Annotated in this window: 11 protein-coding genes; 7 read left to right on the top strand and 4 right to left on the bottom strand. The window is 73.4% G+C overall.

Annotation, left to right across the window (positions count from 1 at the left end; all coding sequences use genetic code 11):
• Positions 1-28: 28 nt before the first annotated feature.
• Positions 29-2008, bottom strand: a complete 1980-nt coding sequence (locus tag AB0910_RS10665) for an ABC transporter ATP-binding protein (RefSeq protein ID WP_366744176.1) — start codon at positions 2006-2008, stop codon at positions 29-31.
• A gap of 133 nt (positions 2009-2141) precedes the next feature.
• Here AB0910_RS10665 and AB0910_RS10660 point away from each other — a divergent pair, with 133 nt between their 5' ends.
• From AB0910_RS10660 to AB0910_RS10650, 3 genes are all read left to right on the top strand, one after another.
• Entirely contained in the window at positions 2142-2726 is a 585-nt protein-coding gene (locus AB0910_RS10660) for a MarR family transcriptional regulator (RefSeq protein WP_366744175.1), read from the top strand.
• A 113-nt stretch (positions 2727-2839) separates the two neighbouring features.
• A complete protein-coding gene (locus AB0910_RS10655) occupies positions 2840-4774 on the top strand; it encodes an ABC transporter ATP-binding protein (RefSeq protein WP_366744174.1) in 1935 nt (644 codons plus the stop codon).
• Positions 4771-6564 carry an ABC transporter ATP-binding protein gene (locus tag AB0910_RS10650; RefSeq protein WP_366744173.1) on the top strand — a complete coding sequence of 598 codons (1794 nt, stop codon included), beginning with the start codon at positions 4771-4773 and terminating at the stop codon, positions 6562-6564. The genes AB0910_RS10655 and AB0910_RS10650 overlap by 4 nt, the downstream gene beginning before the upstream one ends.
• 51 nt (positions 6565-6615) lie before the next feature.
• Here AB0910_RS10650 and AB0910_RS10645 read toward each other — a convergent pair whose 3' ends face one another.
• The gene (locus AB0910_RS10645; RefSeq protein WP_366744172.1) at positions 6616-7410 is read right to left on the bottom strand and encodes a metal-dependent hydrolase; all 795 of its coding nucleotides are present in this window, start codon (positions 7408-7410) and stop codon (positions 6616-6618) included.
• Positions 7411-7544: 134 nt separating this feature from the next.
• On the opposite strand from AB0910_RS10645, the gene AB0910_RS10640 reads away from it, so the two are divergent.
• Together AB0910_RS10640 and AB0910_RS10635 are read left to right on the top strand one after the other, a co-directional pair.
• On the top strand, positions 7545-10058 hold the full coding sequence (locus AB0910_RS10640) for a DUF3516 domain-containing protein (RefSeq protein ID WP_366744171.1): 2514 nt from the start codon (positions 7545-7547) through the stop codon (positions 10056-10058).
• Positions 10059-10201: 143 nt separating this feature from the next.
• Positions 10202-10690, top strand: coding sequence for a glutathione peroxidase (locus AB0910_RS10635; RefSeq protein ID WP_366744170.1), 489 nt, complete (start codon positions 10202-10204; stop codon positions 10688-10690).
• 65 nt (positions 10691-10755) lie between these two features.
• On the opposite strand, the gene AB0910_RS10630 is transcribed toward AB0910_RS10635, so the two are convergent.
• On the bottom strand, positions 10756-11982 hold the full coding sequence (locus AB0910_RS10630; RefSeq protein WP_366744169.1) for an acyl-CoA dehydrogenase family protein: 1227 nt from the start codon (positions 11980-11982) through the stop codon (positions 10756-10758).
• A gap of 144 nt (positions 11983-12126) precedes the next feature.
• On the opposite strand from AB0910_RS10630, the gene AB0910_RS10625 reads away from it, so the two are divergent.
• Positions 12127-12771 (top strand): TetR family transcriptional regulator, encoded by a 645-nt coding sequence (locus AB0910_RS10625; RefSeq protein WP_366744168.1) that lies wholly within the window; start codon positions 12127-12129, stop codon positions 12769-12771.
• A 23-nt stretch (positions 12772-12794) separates the two neighbouring features.
• Here the strand turns inward: AB0910_RS10625 and def are convergent, their stop codons facing one another.
• Positions 12795-13337: a peptide deformylase gene (def, locus tag AB0910_RS10620; protein ID WP_366744167.1), complete on the bottom strand. Its 543-nt coding sequence runs from the start codon at positions 13335-13337 to the stop codon at positions 12795-12797.
• Between the two features lie 124 nt (positions 13338-13461).
• Between def and AB0910_RS10615 the strand changes: the two genes are divergently transcribed.
• Positions 13462-14700, top strand: coding sequence for a MurT ligase domain-containing protein (locus tag AB0910_RS10615; protein WP_366744166.1), 1239 nt, complete (start codon positions 13462-13464; stop codon positions 14698-14700).
• Positions 14701-14734 lie beyond the last annotated feature (34 nt).

Below are 14734 nucleotides of genomic sequence, written 5' to 3'. Positions count from 1 at the left end.
GCCCGCCGTCGGCCCGAGGCCCCCGCCGTCAGCCCGGTACGGCCGCCGGGGCCCCGCCGCCCGCCGCGCCTGCGGCGTCCGCCGCGCGGCCGGTCGCGTGGATCACGGCCGTACCGCGCGCCTCCCCGTCCGCCGCCTCGCCCTCTGCCGGGGTCCCGCCCGCCGGGCCCGCGCCGCCGTCCCTGCGCACCAGCGCCGCGTACCGGCCGCCGAGCGCGACCAGTTCCTGGTGCGTGCCGCGCTCCGCGATGCGCCCGCCGTCGAGGACGACGATCTCGTCGGCGTCCCGCACGGTGGAGAGCCGGTGCGCGATGGTGATCGTCGTGCGGCCCGCCGAGAGCGCGTCGATGGCCTGCTGCACCGCGTGCTCCGTCCGGGTGTCCAGCGCACTCGTCGCCTCGTCGAGGATGAGCACGGGCGGGTCGCGCAGGATGGTGCGGGCGATGGCGAGCCGCTGCTTCTCGCCGCCGGAGAAGCGGTAGCCGCGCTCCCCCACCAGCGTGTCGTAGCCGTCGGGCAGCGAGGCGATGTGGTCGTGGATCTGCGCGGCGCGCGCGGCGGTCTCGATCTCCTCGTCGGTGGCTTCGGGCTTGGCGAAGCGCAGGTTGTCGGCGACGGACGCGTGGAAGAGGTAGGTCTCCTGAGAGACCACGCCGACCGCGCGGGCCAGCGTGTCGAAGCTCAGCTCGCGCACGTCCACACCGTCGAGCGTGACGCGCCCGCGGGTCACGTCGTACAGCCGCGGCACCAGGTAGCTCAGCGTGGACTTGCCCGAGCCCGTGGGGCCGACGACGGCGAGGCTGCCACCGGCGGGCACGGCGAGGTCGATCCCGGTCAGCGTGGGCCGCACCGGCTCGGCCGCGCCCTTGACGAGGGAGACGCCCGCGCCGGTCCCGTAGCTGAAGTCGACGCCCTCGAAGCGCACTTCACCCCTGGGCCGGTCGGCGAGCGGGGTGGGGCGGCGGGGCTCGGTGATCTCGACCGGCAGATCGAGGTACTCGAAGATCCGGGCGAACAGCGCGAGCGAGGTCTGCATCTGCACGCCGGTCGCGAGCAGGCTCACGGCGGGCCTGAACAGGCCCTGCTGGAGGGAGACGAAGGCGACCAGGGTGCCGAGGGAGATCGCCACGCTGCCGCTGTGCAGGACGAGTCCTGCGACCCAGTAGATGACGGCGGGCATCGCGGCCATCACGATCCCGATGACCGACATCCGCCAGCGGCCCGCCATGTTGGAGCGGACCTCCAGGTCCACCAGCTGCTCGGACTCGTCGGCGAACGCCTTGGTCAGCGAGTCGGCCCTGCCCATGGTCCGGCCGAGCAGGATGCCGCTGACGGAGAGCGACTCGGTGACGGTGGCGGCCATGGTCGCCATCTGCCTCTGCCGCTGCGTGGTGATCCGCTTGCGCTCCCTGCCGACGCGGCGGCTGATCCACACGAACACCGGGAGCAGGACCATCGAGACGACGGTCAGCCGCCAGTCGAGGGCGACCATGGCGACCACCGTGGCGACCACGGAGGTCAGGTTCGACACCAGCGAGGTGGCCGTGGAGGTGACGGTGGCCTGCATGCCGCCGATGTCGTTGGCGATGCGCGACTGCACCTCGCCCGTCCTCGTACGGGTGAAGAACGAGAGCGGCATCCGCTGGAGCTGGGCGTAGACGGCGGTGCGCAGGTCGTGCATGACGCGCTGGCCGACGGTGGTGGAGATCAGCGTCTGCAGGACCCCGAACACGCTGTTGAGGACGGCCGTGAGGATCATGCCGAGCGCCAGCAGGCCCAGCAGGCCCGTGCGGCCCTGCGGGATCGCCACGTCGAGGATCTGCCGCAGCAGGAACGGGGAGGCCACCGACACCAGCGACGAGGCGCCGACCAGGAGGCCGACCGTGGTGAGCCTGGCGCGGTAGGGGCGGAAAAGCCGGAAGATGCGCCGCAGCTGCGCCGGGCGCTCGGGCCGCTCTGCGCCGCCGGGGCGCGCCGAGGGGCCGTGGAGGATGCGAGGGCGTTTCATGGGCTCCTTAAGCGGGGGGGGGCGGACGGGCGGGCGCGGGGGTTCACGCGACCGCTGCGCCCTGGTGGTCCTGGGGAGGGTAGCTCATTCTTACCTATGCTCACAATGAACATGATCCTGATATTGTTCCCGCATGGAGACCTCCGACCGCCCGGACGCCCCAGCCGCCCCGCACGCCCCGGACGGTGCCGGCGGGAGCGCAGCCGACCCCGCCTCCGGGAGCGCCACGGGCCGCGACGCGTCCGACCGCGACGGGCAGCTCGCCGAGCAGTTGCTGCGCCTCACCCGCCGCATCCACCGCATCCAGAAGCACCGGCTCGGCCCTGTCGGGATCACGCCGGCGCAGGGGCGGCTGCTGCGCACGGTCGCGTACTGCGTGGCGCACCGGGGCGGGCCGCCCCGGATGGCGGACCTCGCGGCCCTGCTCGAAGTGGTGCCGCGTGCGGTGACCACCCTGGTCGACGGCCTTGAGGCGAACGGCTGGGCGCGCCGCGTGCCGGACCCGGCGAACCGCAGGGTGATCAGGGTGGAGCTGACGGATTCCGGCCACGACACGCTCCGCGCCCTGCGCGACGCGCGCCGCTCCGCGGCCGAGGAGGTGCTCGCGCCGCTCGGCGACGAGCAGCGCGAGACGCTGGGCGAGCTGCTCTCCGCCCTGGTCGAGACGCCCCCTGACGCGTGGGCCGCGCCCGGGGACGGTCCACACCGGGGCGGCTGACCGCCCGGTCGGGGCGCCCCGAACCCGGCCGCCTGCCGCGAAAAGCGATTGCCCCCGGCTCGCCGCCGAAGCGAAGCTTGCACGCCTTGGCCGCCCACGAGTCACGGGACATCATGCGCATTCACGACCTCCCCTACGCAGATCCCGGCGTCCCCGACGCCAGGTCGGGCGACCGGTTCCTGCGGTGGCTGTTCCGCGGCCAGCTCGGCGGGCAGCTCACCTCCCTCGCCTGGGGGCTGGTCGAGCAGGCCGGCATGGCGGCGCTGCCGCTGGGCTCAGGCGTCGCCGTGCAGGCCGTGGTGGACCGCTCGGGCGGGCGGCTCGCCCTTGCGGCAGGGCTGATCGCGCTGAGCGCGGCCGTCCTCGCGGTCGGCGACACGATGTTGCACCGCGCGTCCATCACGAACTGGATCACGGCAGCCGCCCGGCTCCAGCAGCTCCTCGCCCGCAAGGCGGTCGAGCTCGGCTCCACCCTGTCCCGGCGGGTCGCGGCGGGCGAGATCGTGACCGTGTCGACCGGGGACATCGAGAAGATCGGCTGGTTCGTCGAGGCGACCTCGCGCTTCCTCGCCGCCGCCGTCGCGGTCGTCGCGATCGCGGTGGGCCTGCTCCTGTACGTGCCCTCGCTCGGCCTGCTGGTCGCCGTCGGCGTGCCGGTGCTCGCGCTCGCCGTGCTGCCGCTGCTCGCGCCCGCGACCCGCCGGGTCGACGTGCAGCGGAAGAAGGCGGGCCGGGCCACGGAGCTGGCCTCCGACACCGTCGCCGGGCTGCGGGTGCTGCGGGGCGTCGGCGGCGAGGAGCTGTTCCTCGGGCGCTACCGCGCGATGTCGCAGGAGGTCCGCAGGGCCGCGGTGCACAGCGCCCGCATGTGGTCGCTGATCTCGGCGGTCCAGGTGCTGCTTCCGGGGCTGATGCTGATCTCCGTGGTCTGGTACGGGGCGCGGCTCGCGCTGGACGGCCGGATCACGCCGGGTGAGCTGGTGACCGTGTACAGCGCGGTGACCCTGCTGCTCGTGCCGCTCCAGCGGTTCGAGGAGATCGCGGTCGCCTTCTCGGTCTCCCGCCCCTCGGCCACGCGCGCGGCGCGCGTCATGGCGCTCGTACGGGCAGACGCGGCGCCCGCGGACGCCGCCGCGGCGCCCGCGCCCGCATCCGGGGCCGCCGGGTGCGGTGTCCCCGGGCCGCGGGCGGACGCGGAGGCTGCGGGCGGCCTCTTCGACCCGGTCAGCGGGGTGTTCGCGCCCTCCGGGCTGCTGACCGCGGTGGTGTGCGGCGACCCCGACGTGGCCGGGCGGCTCGCGGAGCACCTGGGCGGGCACGGCGAGGGCTCGGCCCCCGACCGGGCGGCCGAGCGGGCGGACGGCCCCGCGGACAGGGCGGGGGCGGCCGGTGCCCCCGTGCCCTCGGTCCTGCTGGACGGCGCGGCACTCGACGCGATGCCGCTGGCCGCCGCCCGCGCGCGGGTGCTGGTCCAGGACAAGGACCCGGTGCTGCTCTCCGGGACCCTGGCAGAACTGCTCGACGTGCCCTCGTCCGGCGCCGTCGCGCCGGACCGTGCGCTGGCCGCAGCCCAGTGCGGAGACGTGCTCGAAGCCCTGGTCAGGTCGGCCCCGCCGCCGGGGGGCGGCGGGGCCGCCGACCCGATGGCCGCGCGGATCACCGAGCGCGGCAGGTCGCTCTCCGGCGGGCAGCGGCAGCGGCTCGCGCTGGCGCGCTCGCTGGTCGCCGACCCCGAGGTGCTGGTGCTCGACGAGCCGACATCGGCGGTCGACTCGCACACCGAGGCGCGCGTCGCCGACGGGGTGCAGCGGCTGCGCACCGGCCGTACGACGGTGGTGTTCGCGTCCTCGCCCCTGCTGCTCGACCGGGCCGACCGGGTGGTCCTCGTGCTCGAAGGGAAGGCCGCGGCCACCGGGAGCCACCGCGACCTGCTGCGCACGGACGACCGCTACCGCGCCGTCGTCACCCGCGAGACCGACGCGGACACCGGAGAGCGGGCCCACGGCCACCGCACCGGCCGTACCGACGAGAGGAAGGAGAGCGCATGAGGGCCCCCGCGAGACCCCGCTTCGACCCGGCGGCTCCCGAGGACGCGGCGACGGTCCTGCCCGTGGGCTCGGCCGCGACCGTACGGGCGTACGTGGCGGGCCTGCTGCGCCGCCACCGCCGCGCGTTCCTCGTGCTGCTCTCGGTGAACGCGGGCTCCGTGGTGGCCTCGATGGTGGGCCCCTATCTGCTCGGCACCGTCGTGCAGCGGCTCGCGGACGGGGCGCACAGCGCGCAGGAGCTCCATCTGCCCCTGGTCGCCGCGGTGTTCGCGGCCGCGCTGATCGCGCAGACGGTGTTCACCCGCACGGTGCGGCTGCGCGGCTCCGTCCTCGGCGAGGAGATGCTCGCGGATCTGCGCGAGGACTTCCTTGTCAGGGCGGTGGGGCTGCCGCCCGGCGTGCTGGAGCGCGCGGGCACGGGCGACCTGCTGTCCAGGATCACCACCGACGTCGACCGGCTCGCGGACGCCATGCGCGAGGCCGTGCCCCAACTCGCCGTCGGCGTGGTGTGGGTGGCGCTGCTGGTGGGCGCCGTCACCGTGACGGCGCCGCCGCTCGCGCTCGCCGTGCTGGTGGCCGCGCCGCTGCTGATCGTCGGCTGCCGCTGGTACTTCCGGCGGGCGCCGTCCGCGTACCGCTCGGAGGCCGCCGGGTACGCGGCGGTCGCCGCGTCGCTGACGGAGACGGTCGACGCGGGCCGCACGGTCGAGGCGTACCGGCTCGGCGGGCGCCGCGTGGCCCTGTCCGACCTGCGGATCGCCCGCTGGACCGCGTGGGAGCGCTACACGCTGTGGCTGCGCACCGTGCTGTTCCCGGTCATCAACCTCACCTCGTCGCTGGTCTTCCTCGCGACGCTGCTGCTCGGCGGGGTGTTCGTGCTGCAGGGGTGGATCGACGTCGGCCGGCTCACGACGGGCGCGCTGTTCGCGCAGATGCTCGTGGACCCGATGGAGATCATCCTGCGCTGGTACGACGAACTCCAGGTCGCCCAGGTCTCGATCGCCCGGCTGGTGGGCGTGCGGGACATCGAGCAGGACGGCGGCGATCCCGCCCTCTCCCCCGCGGGACGCGAGGTGCGCGCGGACGGCGTCCACTTCGGCTACACGGCGGGCGTCGACGTGCTGCACCGGGTGTCGCTCGGCGTCGCCCCCGGCACCCGGCTCGCGCTCGTCGGCCCCTCGGGGGCGGGCAAGTCGACGCTCGGCAGGCTGCTCGCCGGGATCTACGGGCCCCGGCGCGGGGCGGTCACGCTCGGCGGCGCCGAACTCTCCCGGATGCCCGCCGAGTCGGTGCGCCGGCATGTGGCGCTGGTCAACCAGGAGCACCACGTCTTCGTGGGCTCGCTGCGCGACAACCTCCGCCTCGCCAGGGCGGAGGCCGACGACGCGGAGCTGTGGGCGGCGCTCGGCGCGGTCGACGCGGACGGCTGGGCCGGGTCCCTGGTGGACGGCCTGGACACGGAGGTCGGCGCCGGCGGCGCGGCGCTCACCCCGGCACAGGCCCAACAGGTCGCGCTGGCGCGGCTCGTGCTCGCCGACCCGCACACGCTGGTGCTCGACGAGGCGACCTCGCTGCTCGACCCGAGGGCGGCCCGCCATCTGGAGCGCTCGCTCGGCCGGGTGCTGGAGGGCCGTACGGTCATCGCGATCGCGCACCGGCTGCACACGGCCCACGACGCGGACCTGATCGCGGTCGTGGAGGACGGGCGGATCAGCGAACTCGGCCCGCACGACGAGCTGGTGGCGGCGGACGGCGCGTACGCGGCGCTCTGGCGGTCCTGGCACGGGTGAGCATGCGCCGCGGCCCGGGGCCCGCCCCTGCGGGCGCGCCCCGGGCCGCAGTCACAGGATGCCGAGCGCGACCACTCCGCCGAGCCCGCCGAGGATCATGAAGAGGGGCATCAGTATCTTCACCTCGACCCAGCTGCCCGCGCGAAAGCGCATGGGCTTCGGCGTCCCGAAGGCGTACCAGCGCTTGCGGCCGATCGGGATGGGCCACAGGATCGGGCAGCCCGAGACGGTGATCGCGTCGCCGAGGTCGTGCACCAGCGCGCCGAGGACGATCGGGAGACCGAGCCACAGGTACTCCTGGCCCGGGTCGGTGAACAGCCAGTTCGCTCCGTGGCCCGGCTCGTCGAGGATACCGGCGAGCGTCCAGGCGGCGAACGCGCCCAGCAGCCACACCAGGACGTCGCTCGACACCCGCGCGGCCCGCCACAGCAGGCCCTCCACCGCGAGCACCATGTGGACGAAGAGGATCGCGAGGACCGCCCAGCGGCCGCCCTTCACGGCGAGCGCGGAGGCGCCGGCGCCGATCAGCACGGCCCACAGCCAGGTGTGGGTGAGCGTGCGGTGGCCGCCGCTGCGGCTGCTCGGGTCGCCCTTGAGCCGGGTGGACCGGTAGGCGAAGTGGGAGAGCGCGTCGACGAAGGCGCACACCCACCGGGAGATCGGCCCGAAGGCCCGGGAGATCGTCGCGGCCTTGTGGTCGAGGTCGGGCGCGAGCGCCGCGCCCGAGGAGATCAGTGCTCCCGCCACGAGGACCGGCCAGGGCATGCCGTGTCCGAGCGCCGACGCCGCGGCACCCGCTCCGAGCCACGCGGCCGCCCCCGACAGCGAGTGTGCTGGTCCCATCATGGTGGTACGCGTCTCCCTCTGGAGTTGTCGTCGGCGCCGGCGATCATGCCGCCCGGCTCCGCAGCGTACAGTCCGTGATCTTCGCCGGGCCGTCCGGTTCCCGCATCCGGACGCGGAGCGGGCAAGATGGTGGTGTGACCCTTATCGATCAGCTGCCGAAGGACGCCGACCCCGATGCCCTCTTCGAGGCCTTCTCGACATGGAGCGAGGAGCGGGGCATCTCCCTCTATCCGGCGCAGGAGGAGGCCCTGATCGAGGTGGTGTCGGGGAACAACGTGATCCTGTCCACCCCGACAGGCTCGGGCAAGAGCCTGGTGGCCGCGGGTGCGCACTTCGCGGCGCTCGCCAGGGACGAGGTCACGTTCTACACGGCCCCGATCAAGGCGCTGGTCTCGGAGAAGTTCTTCGACCTGTGCAAGCTGTTCGGCACGGAGAACGTCGGCATGCTGACCGGCGACGCGTCGGTCAACGCGGACGCGCCGGTGATCTGCTGCACCGCCGAGGTGCTGGCGGCGATCGCGCTGCGTGACGGGAAGTACGCGGACATCGGCCAGGTCGTGATGGACGAGTTCCACTTCTACGCGGAGCCGGACCGCGGCTGGGCCTGGCAGATCCCGCTGCTCGAACTGCCGCAGGCGCAGTTCGTGCTGATGTCGGCGACGCTCGGCGACGTGTCGCGGTTCGAGGAGGACCTGACGCGCCGCACGGGACGCGAGACCGCGGTGGTGCGCTCGGCGACGCGGCCCGTCCCGCTGTCGTACGAGTACCGCACGACGCCGATCACCGAGACGCTGACGGAGCTGCTGGAGACGCACCAGGCGCCGGTCTACATCGTGCACTTCACGCAGGCGGCGGCCGTGGAGCGGGCGCAGTCGCTGATGAGCATCAACATGTGCTCGCGCGAGGAGAAGGACCGGATCGCCGACCTGATCGGCAACTTCCGCTTCACCACGGCCTTCGGCCGCAACCTGTCGCGGTACGTGCGGCACGGCATCGGCGTGCACCACGCGGGGATGCTGCCCAAGTACCGGCGGCTGGTGGAGAAGCTGGCGCAGGCGGGGCTGCTCAAGGTGATCTGCGGCACGGACACGCTGGGCGTCGGGGTGAACGTGCCGATCCGCACGGTGCTGTTCACCGCGCTCACGAAGTACGACGGCAGCCGCGTGCGGACGCTGCGCGCGCGGGAGTTCCACCAGATCGCGGGCCGGGCGGGGCGCGCGGGCTTCGACACGGCGGGCCTGGTCGTGGCGCAGGCGCCCGAGCACGTGATCGAGAACGAGAAGGCGCTCGCCAAGGCGGGCGACGATCCGAAGAAGCGCCGCAAGGTGGTGCGCAAGAAGGCGCCCGAGGGGTTCGTCGCCTGGTCCGAGGCGTCGTTCGAGAAGCTGATCTCCGCCGATCCCGAGCCGCTGACCTCGCGGTTCCGGGTCACCCACACCATGCTGCTCTCGGTGATCGCACGTCCTGGCAACGCCTTCGACGCGATGCGGCACCTACTTGAGGACAACCACGAGCCGCGCAGGCAGCAGCTGCGGCACATCCGGCGGGCCGTCGCGATCTACCGCTCGCTGCTCGACGGCGGCGTGGTGGAGCGGCTCGACGCGCCGGACGCGGAGGGCAGGATCGTCCGGCTGACGGTCGACCTCCAGCGCGACTTCGCGCTCAACCAGCCGCTGTCCACGTTCGCGCTCGCCGCGTTCGAGCTGCTCGACCCCGAGTCGCCCTCGTACGCGCTCGACATGGTCTCGGTGGTGGAGTCGACGCTCGACGACCCGCGGCAGATCCTGGGGGCCCAGCAGAACAAGGCGCGCGGCGAGGCGGTCGCGGAGATGAAGGCGGACGGCGTCGAGTACGAGGAGCGCATGGAACGCCTCCAGGAGGTCTCGTACCCGAAGCCCCTGGAGGAGCTGCTGTGGCACGCGTACGACGTGTACCGCAGGAGCCACCCGTGGGTCGGCGACCACCCGGTCTCGCCCAAGTCGGTGATCCGGGACATGTACGAACGGGCCATGTCTTTCGCGGAGTTCACCCGGTTCTATGAGCTGGCGCGGACCGAGGGCATCGTGCTGCGCTATCTGGCGAGCGCCTACAAGGCGCTGGAGCACACCATTCCCGAGCATCTGAAGTCGGAGGACCTGGAGGATCTGACGGCGTGGCTCGGCGAGTTGGTGCGGCAGGTCGACTCCAGCCTGCTGGACGAGTGGGAGCAGCTCGCCAACCCGGAGGAGGAGAGCGCCGAGGAGGCGCAGGAGAAGGCGGACCAGGTGCGCCCCGTCACGGCGAACGCGCGGGCCTTCCGGGTGCTCGTGCGCAACGCGATGTTCCGCAGGGTGGAGCTCGCCGCCCTGGACAAGGTCGCAGAACTGGGTGCGATGGACGCAGAGTCGGGCTTCGACGAGGACGCCTGGGCAGAGGCGATGGACGGCTACTGGGACGAGTACGACGACCTGGCCACGGGACCGGACGCGCGGGGCCCGAAGCTGCTGTCCATCGAGGAGGACCCGGCGCACGGGGTGTGGCGGGTGCGGCAGGCCTTCGCCGACCCGGAGGGCGACCACGACTGGGGCGTCAGCGCCGAGGTCGACCTCGCCGCGTCGGACGAGCAGGGGCTCGCGGTGGTGCGGGTCACGTCGGTCGGCCGCCTCTGACGCCGCCGCGCGCCCCGCCGGGCGGCGGGGCGGCGGCCTGGGGCTGAACCGGCGGGTCCACAATGGACGGGCACCACCACCGTGGCCGGAGAGCCCCCGGAGAGCCGGAGGGCGACCCGGCAGGAACGAGGAAGGTCCGCTTCATGAGTCTGTACGACATCCCGCTGCGCACGCTGGCCGGTGAACCCACGTCGCTCGCCGAGTACCGGGGCAAGGCCGTGCTGGTGGTCAACGTGGCGTCCAAGTGCGGCGCCACCCCGCAGTACACGGCGCTCGAAGGGCTGCAGAAGACGTACGGGGACCGGGGGTTCACGGTCGTCGGCGTGCCGTGCAACCAGTTCGGCGGCCAGGAGCCCGGCACCGCCGAGGAGATCAGGACGTTCTGCACGACGACGTACGGGGTCACGTTCCCGATGCTGGAGAAGACCGACGTCAACGGCGACGGCCGGCACCCGCTGTTCGCTGAGCTCACCGGGGCGGCCGACGCCGAGGGCGAGGCCGGCGACGTGGCGTGGAACTTCGAGAAGTGGCTGCTGAGCCCGCAGGGCGAGGTGGTGGCGCGGTTCCGCACCGGGACGGCGCCCGAGGACCCGGCGGTCGTCTCCGCCCTGGAGGCCCAGCTGCCCGCCTGACGCGCGGCGCACGCGAAGCGGCTCCGCTCCCCGCGGGGAGCGGAGCCGCGCGCGCCCGTGGGGGGTCAGCGGATCGGCACACCCGAGAGGGTCCGCGCGATGACGAGGCGCTGGATCTCGCTCGTGCCTTCGAAGATGGTGTAGATGGCGGCGTCCCGGTGCATGCGCTCGACGGGGTACTCGCGGGTGTAGCCGTTGCCGCCGAGGATCTGCACGGCCTGCGCGGTGACCTGCTTGGCGGTCTCGCTGGCGAACAGCTTGGACATGGAGCCCTCGGCCGACTCGAACTTCTTGCCGTTCGCGGCCATCCAGGAGGCGCGCCACACCAGGAGCCTGGCGGCGTCGACGCGGGTGCGCATGTCGGCGAGCTGGAAGGCGACGCCCTGGTTGTCGATGATGGGGCGGCCGAACTGGGTGCGGGTCGTGGCGTAGTCGAGGGCGACCTCGTACGCGGCGCGCGCGGTGCCCACGGCCATCGCGCCGACGGCGGGGCGTGACGCCTCGAAGGTGGCCATCGCGGCGTTCTTGACGCGCTCGCCGCCCTTCCTGGCCTTCTCACGGGCGCGGGCGAGGCGCTCGTCGAGCTTCTCCTTGCCGCCGAGCAGGCAGGCTCCGGGGACGCGCACGTCGTCGAGCACGACCTCGGCCGTGTGGGAGGCGCGGATGCCGTGCTTCTTGAACTTCTGGCCCTGCGAGAGCCCCTTGGTGCCCGGCGGCACGATGAAGGAGGCGTGGCCCTTGGAGCCGAGCTCCGGGTCGACGACGGCGACGACGACGTGGACGTTGGCGATGCCGCCGTTGGTGGCCCAGGTCTTGGTGCCGTTGAGCACCCACTCGTCGGCGGCCTCGTCGTAGACGGCGCGGGTGCGCATGGCGGCGACGTCGGAGCCGGCGTCGGGCTCGGACGAGCAGAAGGCGGCGAGCTTGACGTCGGCGGCGTCGCCGTACATCTGCGGTATCCAGGTGCCGATCTGCTCGTCGGTGCCGTTGGCGAGGACGCCGACCGCGGCGAGGCCCGTACCGACGATGGACAGGCCGATGCCCGCGTCGCCCCAGAACAGCTCCTCCATCACGAGGGGGAGGCCGAGGCCCGACGGGTCGAAGTACTGCTGGGCGTAGAAGTCGAGGGAATAGATCCCGAGCTTGGCCGCCTCCTGGATGATGGGCCAGGGGGTCTCCTCGCGCTCGTCCCACTCGGCGGCGGCGGGACGGATCACGTCCGCGGCGAATCCGTGCAGCCAGTCGCGGACCTCCTTCTGCTCGTCGCTGGGTTCGAGAGTGAACTCGGCCATCTTCCCCTCCATCGTTACTGCTGGTAACCACAGTCTGTTACCGGTCAGTAGGCCCTGTCAACCAATCACCGCTGATCAGCACTCCCGCGACGGGGGTGTTAGGTTGCGCGAGCATCACGGATTGGGTAGGGGCGGGGAGAAATCATGGAGACCACTCCACAGCAGGAGCAGCGGCGCGCGGCCGAGCAGCGGCGGCGTGACCTGCTGGAGGCGGCGGAGCGGGTGGTGCTCAGGGACGGCCCCGGAGCCTCCATGAACGCGATCGCGGCGGAGGCGGGCATCACCAAGCCCATCCTCTACCGGCACTTCGGCGACAAGGGCGGCCTGTACCGGGCGCTCGCCAAGCGGCACACGGACGCCCTGCTGGCCGCGCTGCGGGCCGCGCTCGACGCACCGGCCGAGCGCCGCAGACGCGTGGAGGCCACGCTCGACACGTACCTCGCGGCGATCGAGGCGAACCCGCAGGTCTACCGCTTCCTCATGCACCCGGCGGAGGACCCGCCGCCGCTCGACCGCAACTTCGACGTGGGACGGCACTCCGCGCCGCTGTTGCGCCGCCTCGGCGAGGAGCTGGGCAAGGTCATCGAGGAACGCGTCGAATCGGGCGGCGCAGGCGTGGGACGCGCCAGGATCTGGGGCCACGGGATCGTCGGGATGATGCACGGCGCCGGCGACTGGTGGCTCGGCGAACGGCCCTGCTCCCGCGCCGAGCTGGTGACCGCCATGGCCGACCTGCTCTGGGGCCGCCTCTCGACCGTCGAGGACCGCGCCGAGGGCCCCGGCTTCTGACGCCGCCCGGCGCCGCGCCCCGCTCAGCGGACCGCCCACGGCGCCCTGGCAGCGGCCCGCAGCACCCTGGCCCTGCGCCTGCCGGCGAGCCGGTCGGGGTACACCCGGCCCGCCAGGTGGTCCGTCTCGTGCTGCAGGCAGCGCGCGAAGAACCCCTCCCCCGCCACGCGCACCTGCTCCCCCTCGCAGGTCGCACCGGCCACGACGGCCCGGTCGCCGCGCTCGGTGCCCGCTTCGAGGCCCGGCAGGGAGAGGCAGCCCTCCGGGCCCCGCAGGAGCGGTCCTTCCACCGCGAGCAGCCGCGGGTTCACCAGGTGCCCGACGTGGCGGACCTCGTCGTCGTCGGGGCAGTCGTAGACGAACACCTGGCGCGCCACGCCGATCTGGTTGGCCGCCAGACCGACACCGCCCGCCGCGTACATCGTCGCGAAGAGGTCGTCGACCAGCTCGGCGAGCGCGGGGCCGAAGTCGGTGACCGGGGCGCAGGGCGTGTGCAGCACGGGGTCGCCGAGCGTCCGCACGGCTCGTACCCGCCCGGCGCTGCCGGGGATCGGACGCTTTCGCATGACCGCCAGGGTACGGTCCGCACGATCGGCGTGTTCCGTGCGGTGCGGGCCCGTGCCTCGGTTCTGGGGCGTGGCCGGATCTCGGTAGGCTGACCCAGGACCGAGGCGAGGAGGATCAGGGACGATGGCAGGCAACACGGAGCCGCTGCCTTCGCGGGCCAAGCTGGCCGTGACGGCGGGCAAGGCCGCGGCGGCGGTGTCGCGCGCGGCCGGACGCGGCAGCGGATCGGTGATCGGCGGGAAGGTGGCGCTCCGGCTCGACCCCGACCTGTTGGGCCGGCTCGCGCACCACCTCGACGTCGTCCTCGTGTCCGCGACCAACGGCAAGACGACCACCACCCGCCTGATCGCCGAGGCCCTGCGCGCGGCGGGCCCCGTGGTCTCCAACGCGCTCGGCGCCAACATGCCCGCGGGCATCACCTCCGCGCTCGCCGGGGGCTCGGACGCGCGCTTCGGCGTGATCGAGGTGGACGAGAAGTACCTGGCGGGTGTCGCGCGCGACACCACGCCCAAGGCGATCGCGCTGCTCAACCTCTCCCGCGACCAGCTCGACCGCGCGGCGGAGACCCGGATGCTCGCCGAGAAGTGGCGCGAGGGGCTCGCCGGGACCAAGGCCGTGGTGATCGCCAACGCCGACGACCCGCTGATCGTCTGGGCCGCCTCCTCGTCCCCGAACGTGGTCTGGGTCGCGGCGGGCCAGGAGTGGAAGGACGACGCCTGGTCCTGCCCGTCCTGCGGCGGTGTGATGCAGCGGCCGGGCGACGACTGGTTCTGCGGCGAGTGCGGCTTCCGCAGGCCTGCGCCGAGCTGGGCGCTGCGCGACGACCACGTGCTCGATCCGCACGGCTCGGCCTGGCCGATCCACCTCCAGCTGCCGGGGCGCGCCAACAAGGCCAATGCCACCACGTCCGCCGCTGTCGCCGCGGCCTTCGGAGTGCCGCCCGGCGTCGCGCTCCAGCGCATGTACCAGGTGCAGGCGGTCGCGGGCCGCTACGACGTGGTGTCGTTCGACAACCGCGACCTGCGGCTGCTGCTCGCGAAGAACCCGGCGGGCTGGCTCGAGACCTTCTCGCTGATCGATCCCCCGCCGACCCCGGTCATCCTCTCGGTGAACGCCCGCGGCGCCGACGGCACCGACACGTCCTGGCTGTGGGACGTCGACTACACCCGGCTGACGGGCCACCCGATCTGCGTGCTCGGCGACCGCAAGCTCGATCTCGCGGTCCGCCTCGAAGTGGCGGGCCTCGCCTTCCGCGTCTGCGAGTCGCTGGACGAGGCCGTGCAGTACGCACCCCCGGGACGCATCGAGGTGATCGCCAACTACACGGCCTTCCAGGACCTGCGCCGCCGCGTCGGCAACTGATCGCGCACCGCCGAGCTTTACGAGAGGAACGAGC

Source organism: Streptomyces sp. NPDC047002, from assembly GCF_040704505.1.
GTDB lineage: Bacteria > Actinomycetota > Actinomycetes > Streptomycetales > Streptomycetaceae > Streptomyces.
Note: the sequence above shows the minus strand (reverse complement) of the source record. Positions and strands in the feature narration are given on the sequence as shown.

What these genes read in the sequence shown, in the direction of transcription:
- AB0910_RS10665 (WP_366744176.1), bottom strand. Translation starts at nt 2,008, where the DNA reads ATGAAACGCCCTCGCATCCTCCACGGCCCCTCGGCGCGCCCCGGCGGC.
- AB0910_RS10660 (WP_366744175.1), top strand. Translation starts at nt 2,142, where the DNA reads ATGGAGACCTCCGACCGCCCGGACGCCCCAGCCGCCCCGCACGCCCCG.
- AB0910_RS10655 (WP_366744174.1), top strand. Translation starts at nt 2,840, where the DNA reads ATGCGCATTCACGACCTCCCCTACGCAGATCCCGGCGTCCCCGACGCC.
- AB0910_RS10650 (WP_366744173.1), top strand. Translation starts at nt 4,771, where the DNA reads ATGAGGGCCCCCGCGAGACCCCGCTTCGACCCGGCGGCTCCCGAGGAC.
- AB0910_RS10645 (WP_366744172.1), bottom strand. Translation starts at nt 7,410, where the DNA reads ATGATGGGACCAGCACACTCGCTGTCGGGGGCGGCCGCGTGGCTCGGA.
- AB0910_RS10635 (WP_366744170.1), top strand. Translation starts at nt 10,202, where the DNA reads ATGAGTCTGTACGACATCCCGCTGCGCACGCTGGCCGGTGAACCCACG.
- AB0910_RS10630 (WP_366744169.1), bottom strand. Translation starts at nt 11,982, where the DNA reads ATGGCCGAGTTCACTCTCGAACCCAGCGACGAGCAGAAGGAGGTCCGC.
- AB0910_RS10625 (WP_366744168.1), top strand. Translation starts at nt 12,127, where the DNA reads ATGGAGACCACTCCACAGCAGGAGCAGCGGCGCGCGGCCGAGCAGCGG.
- def (WP_366744167.1), bottom strand. Translation starts at nt 13,337, where the DNA reads ATGCGAAAGCGTCCGATCCCCGGCAGCGCCGGGCGGGTACGAGCCGTG.
- AB0910_RS10615 (WP_366744166.1), top strand. Translation starts at nt 13,462, where the DNA reads ATGGCAGGCAACACGGAGCCGCTGCCTTCGCGGGCCAAGCTGGCCGTG.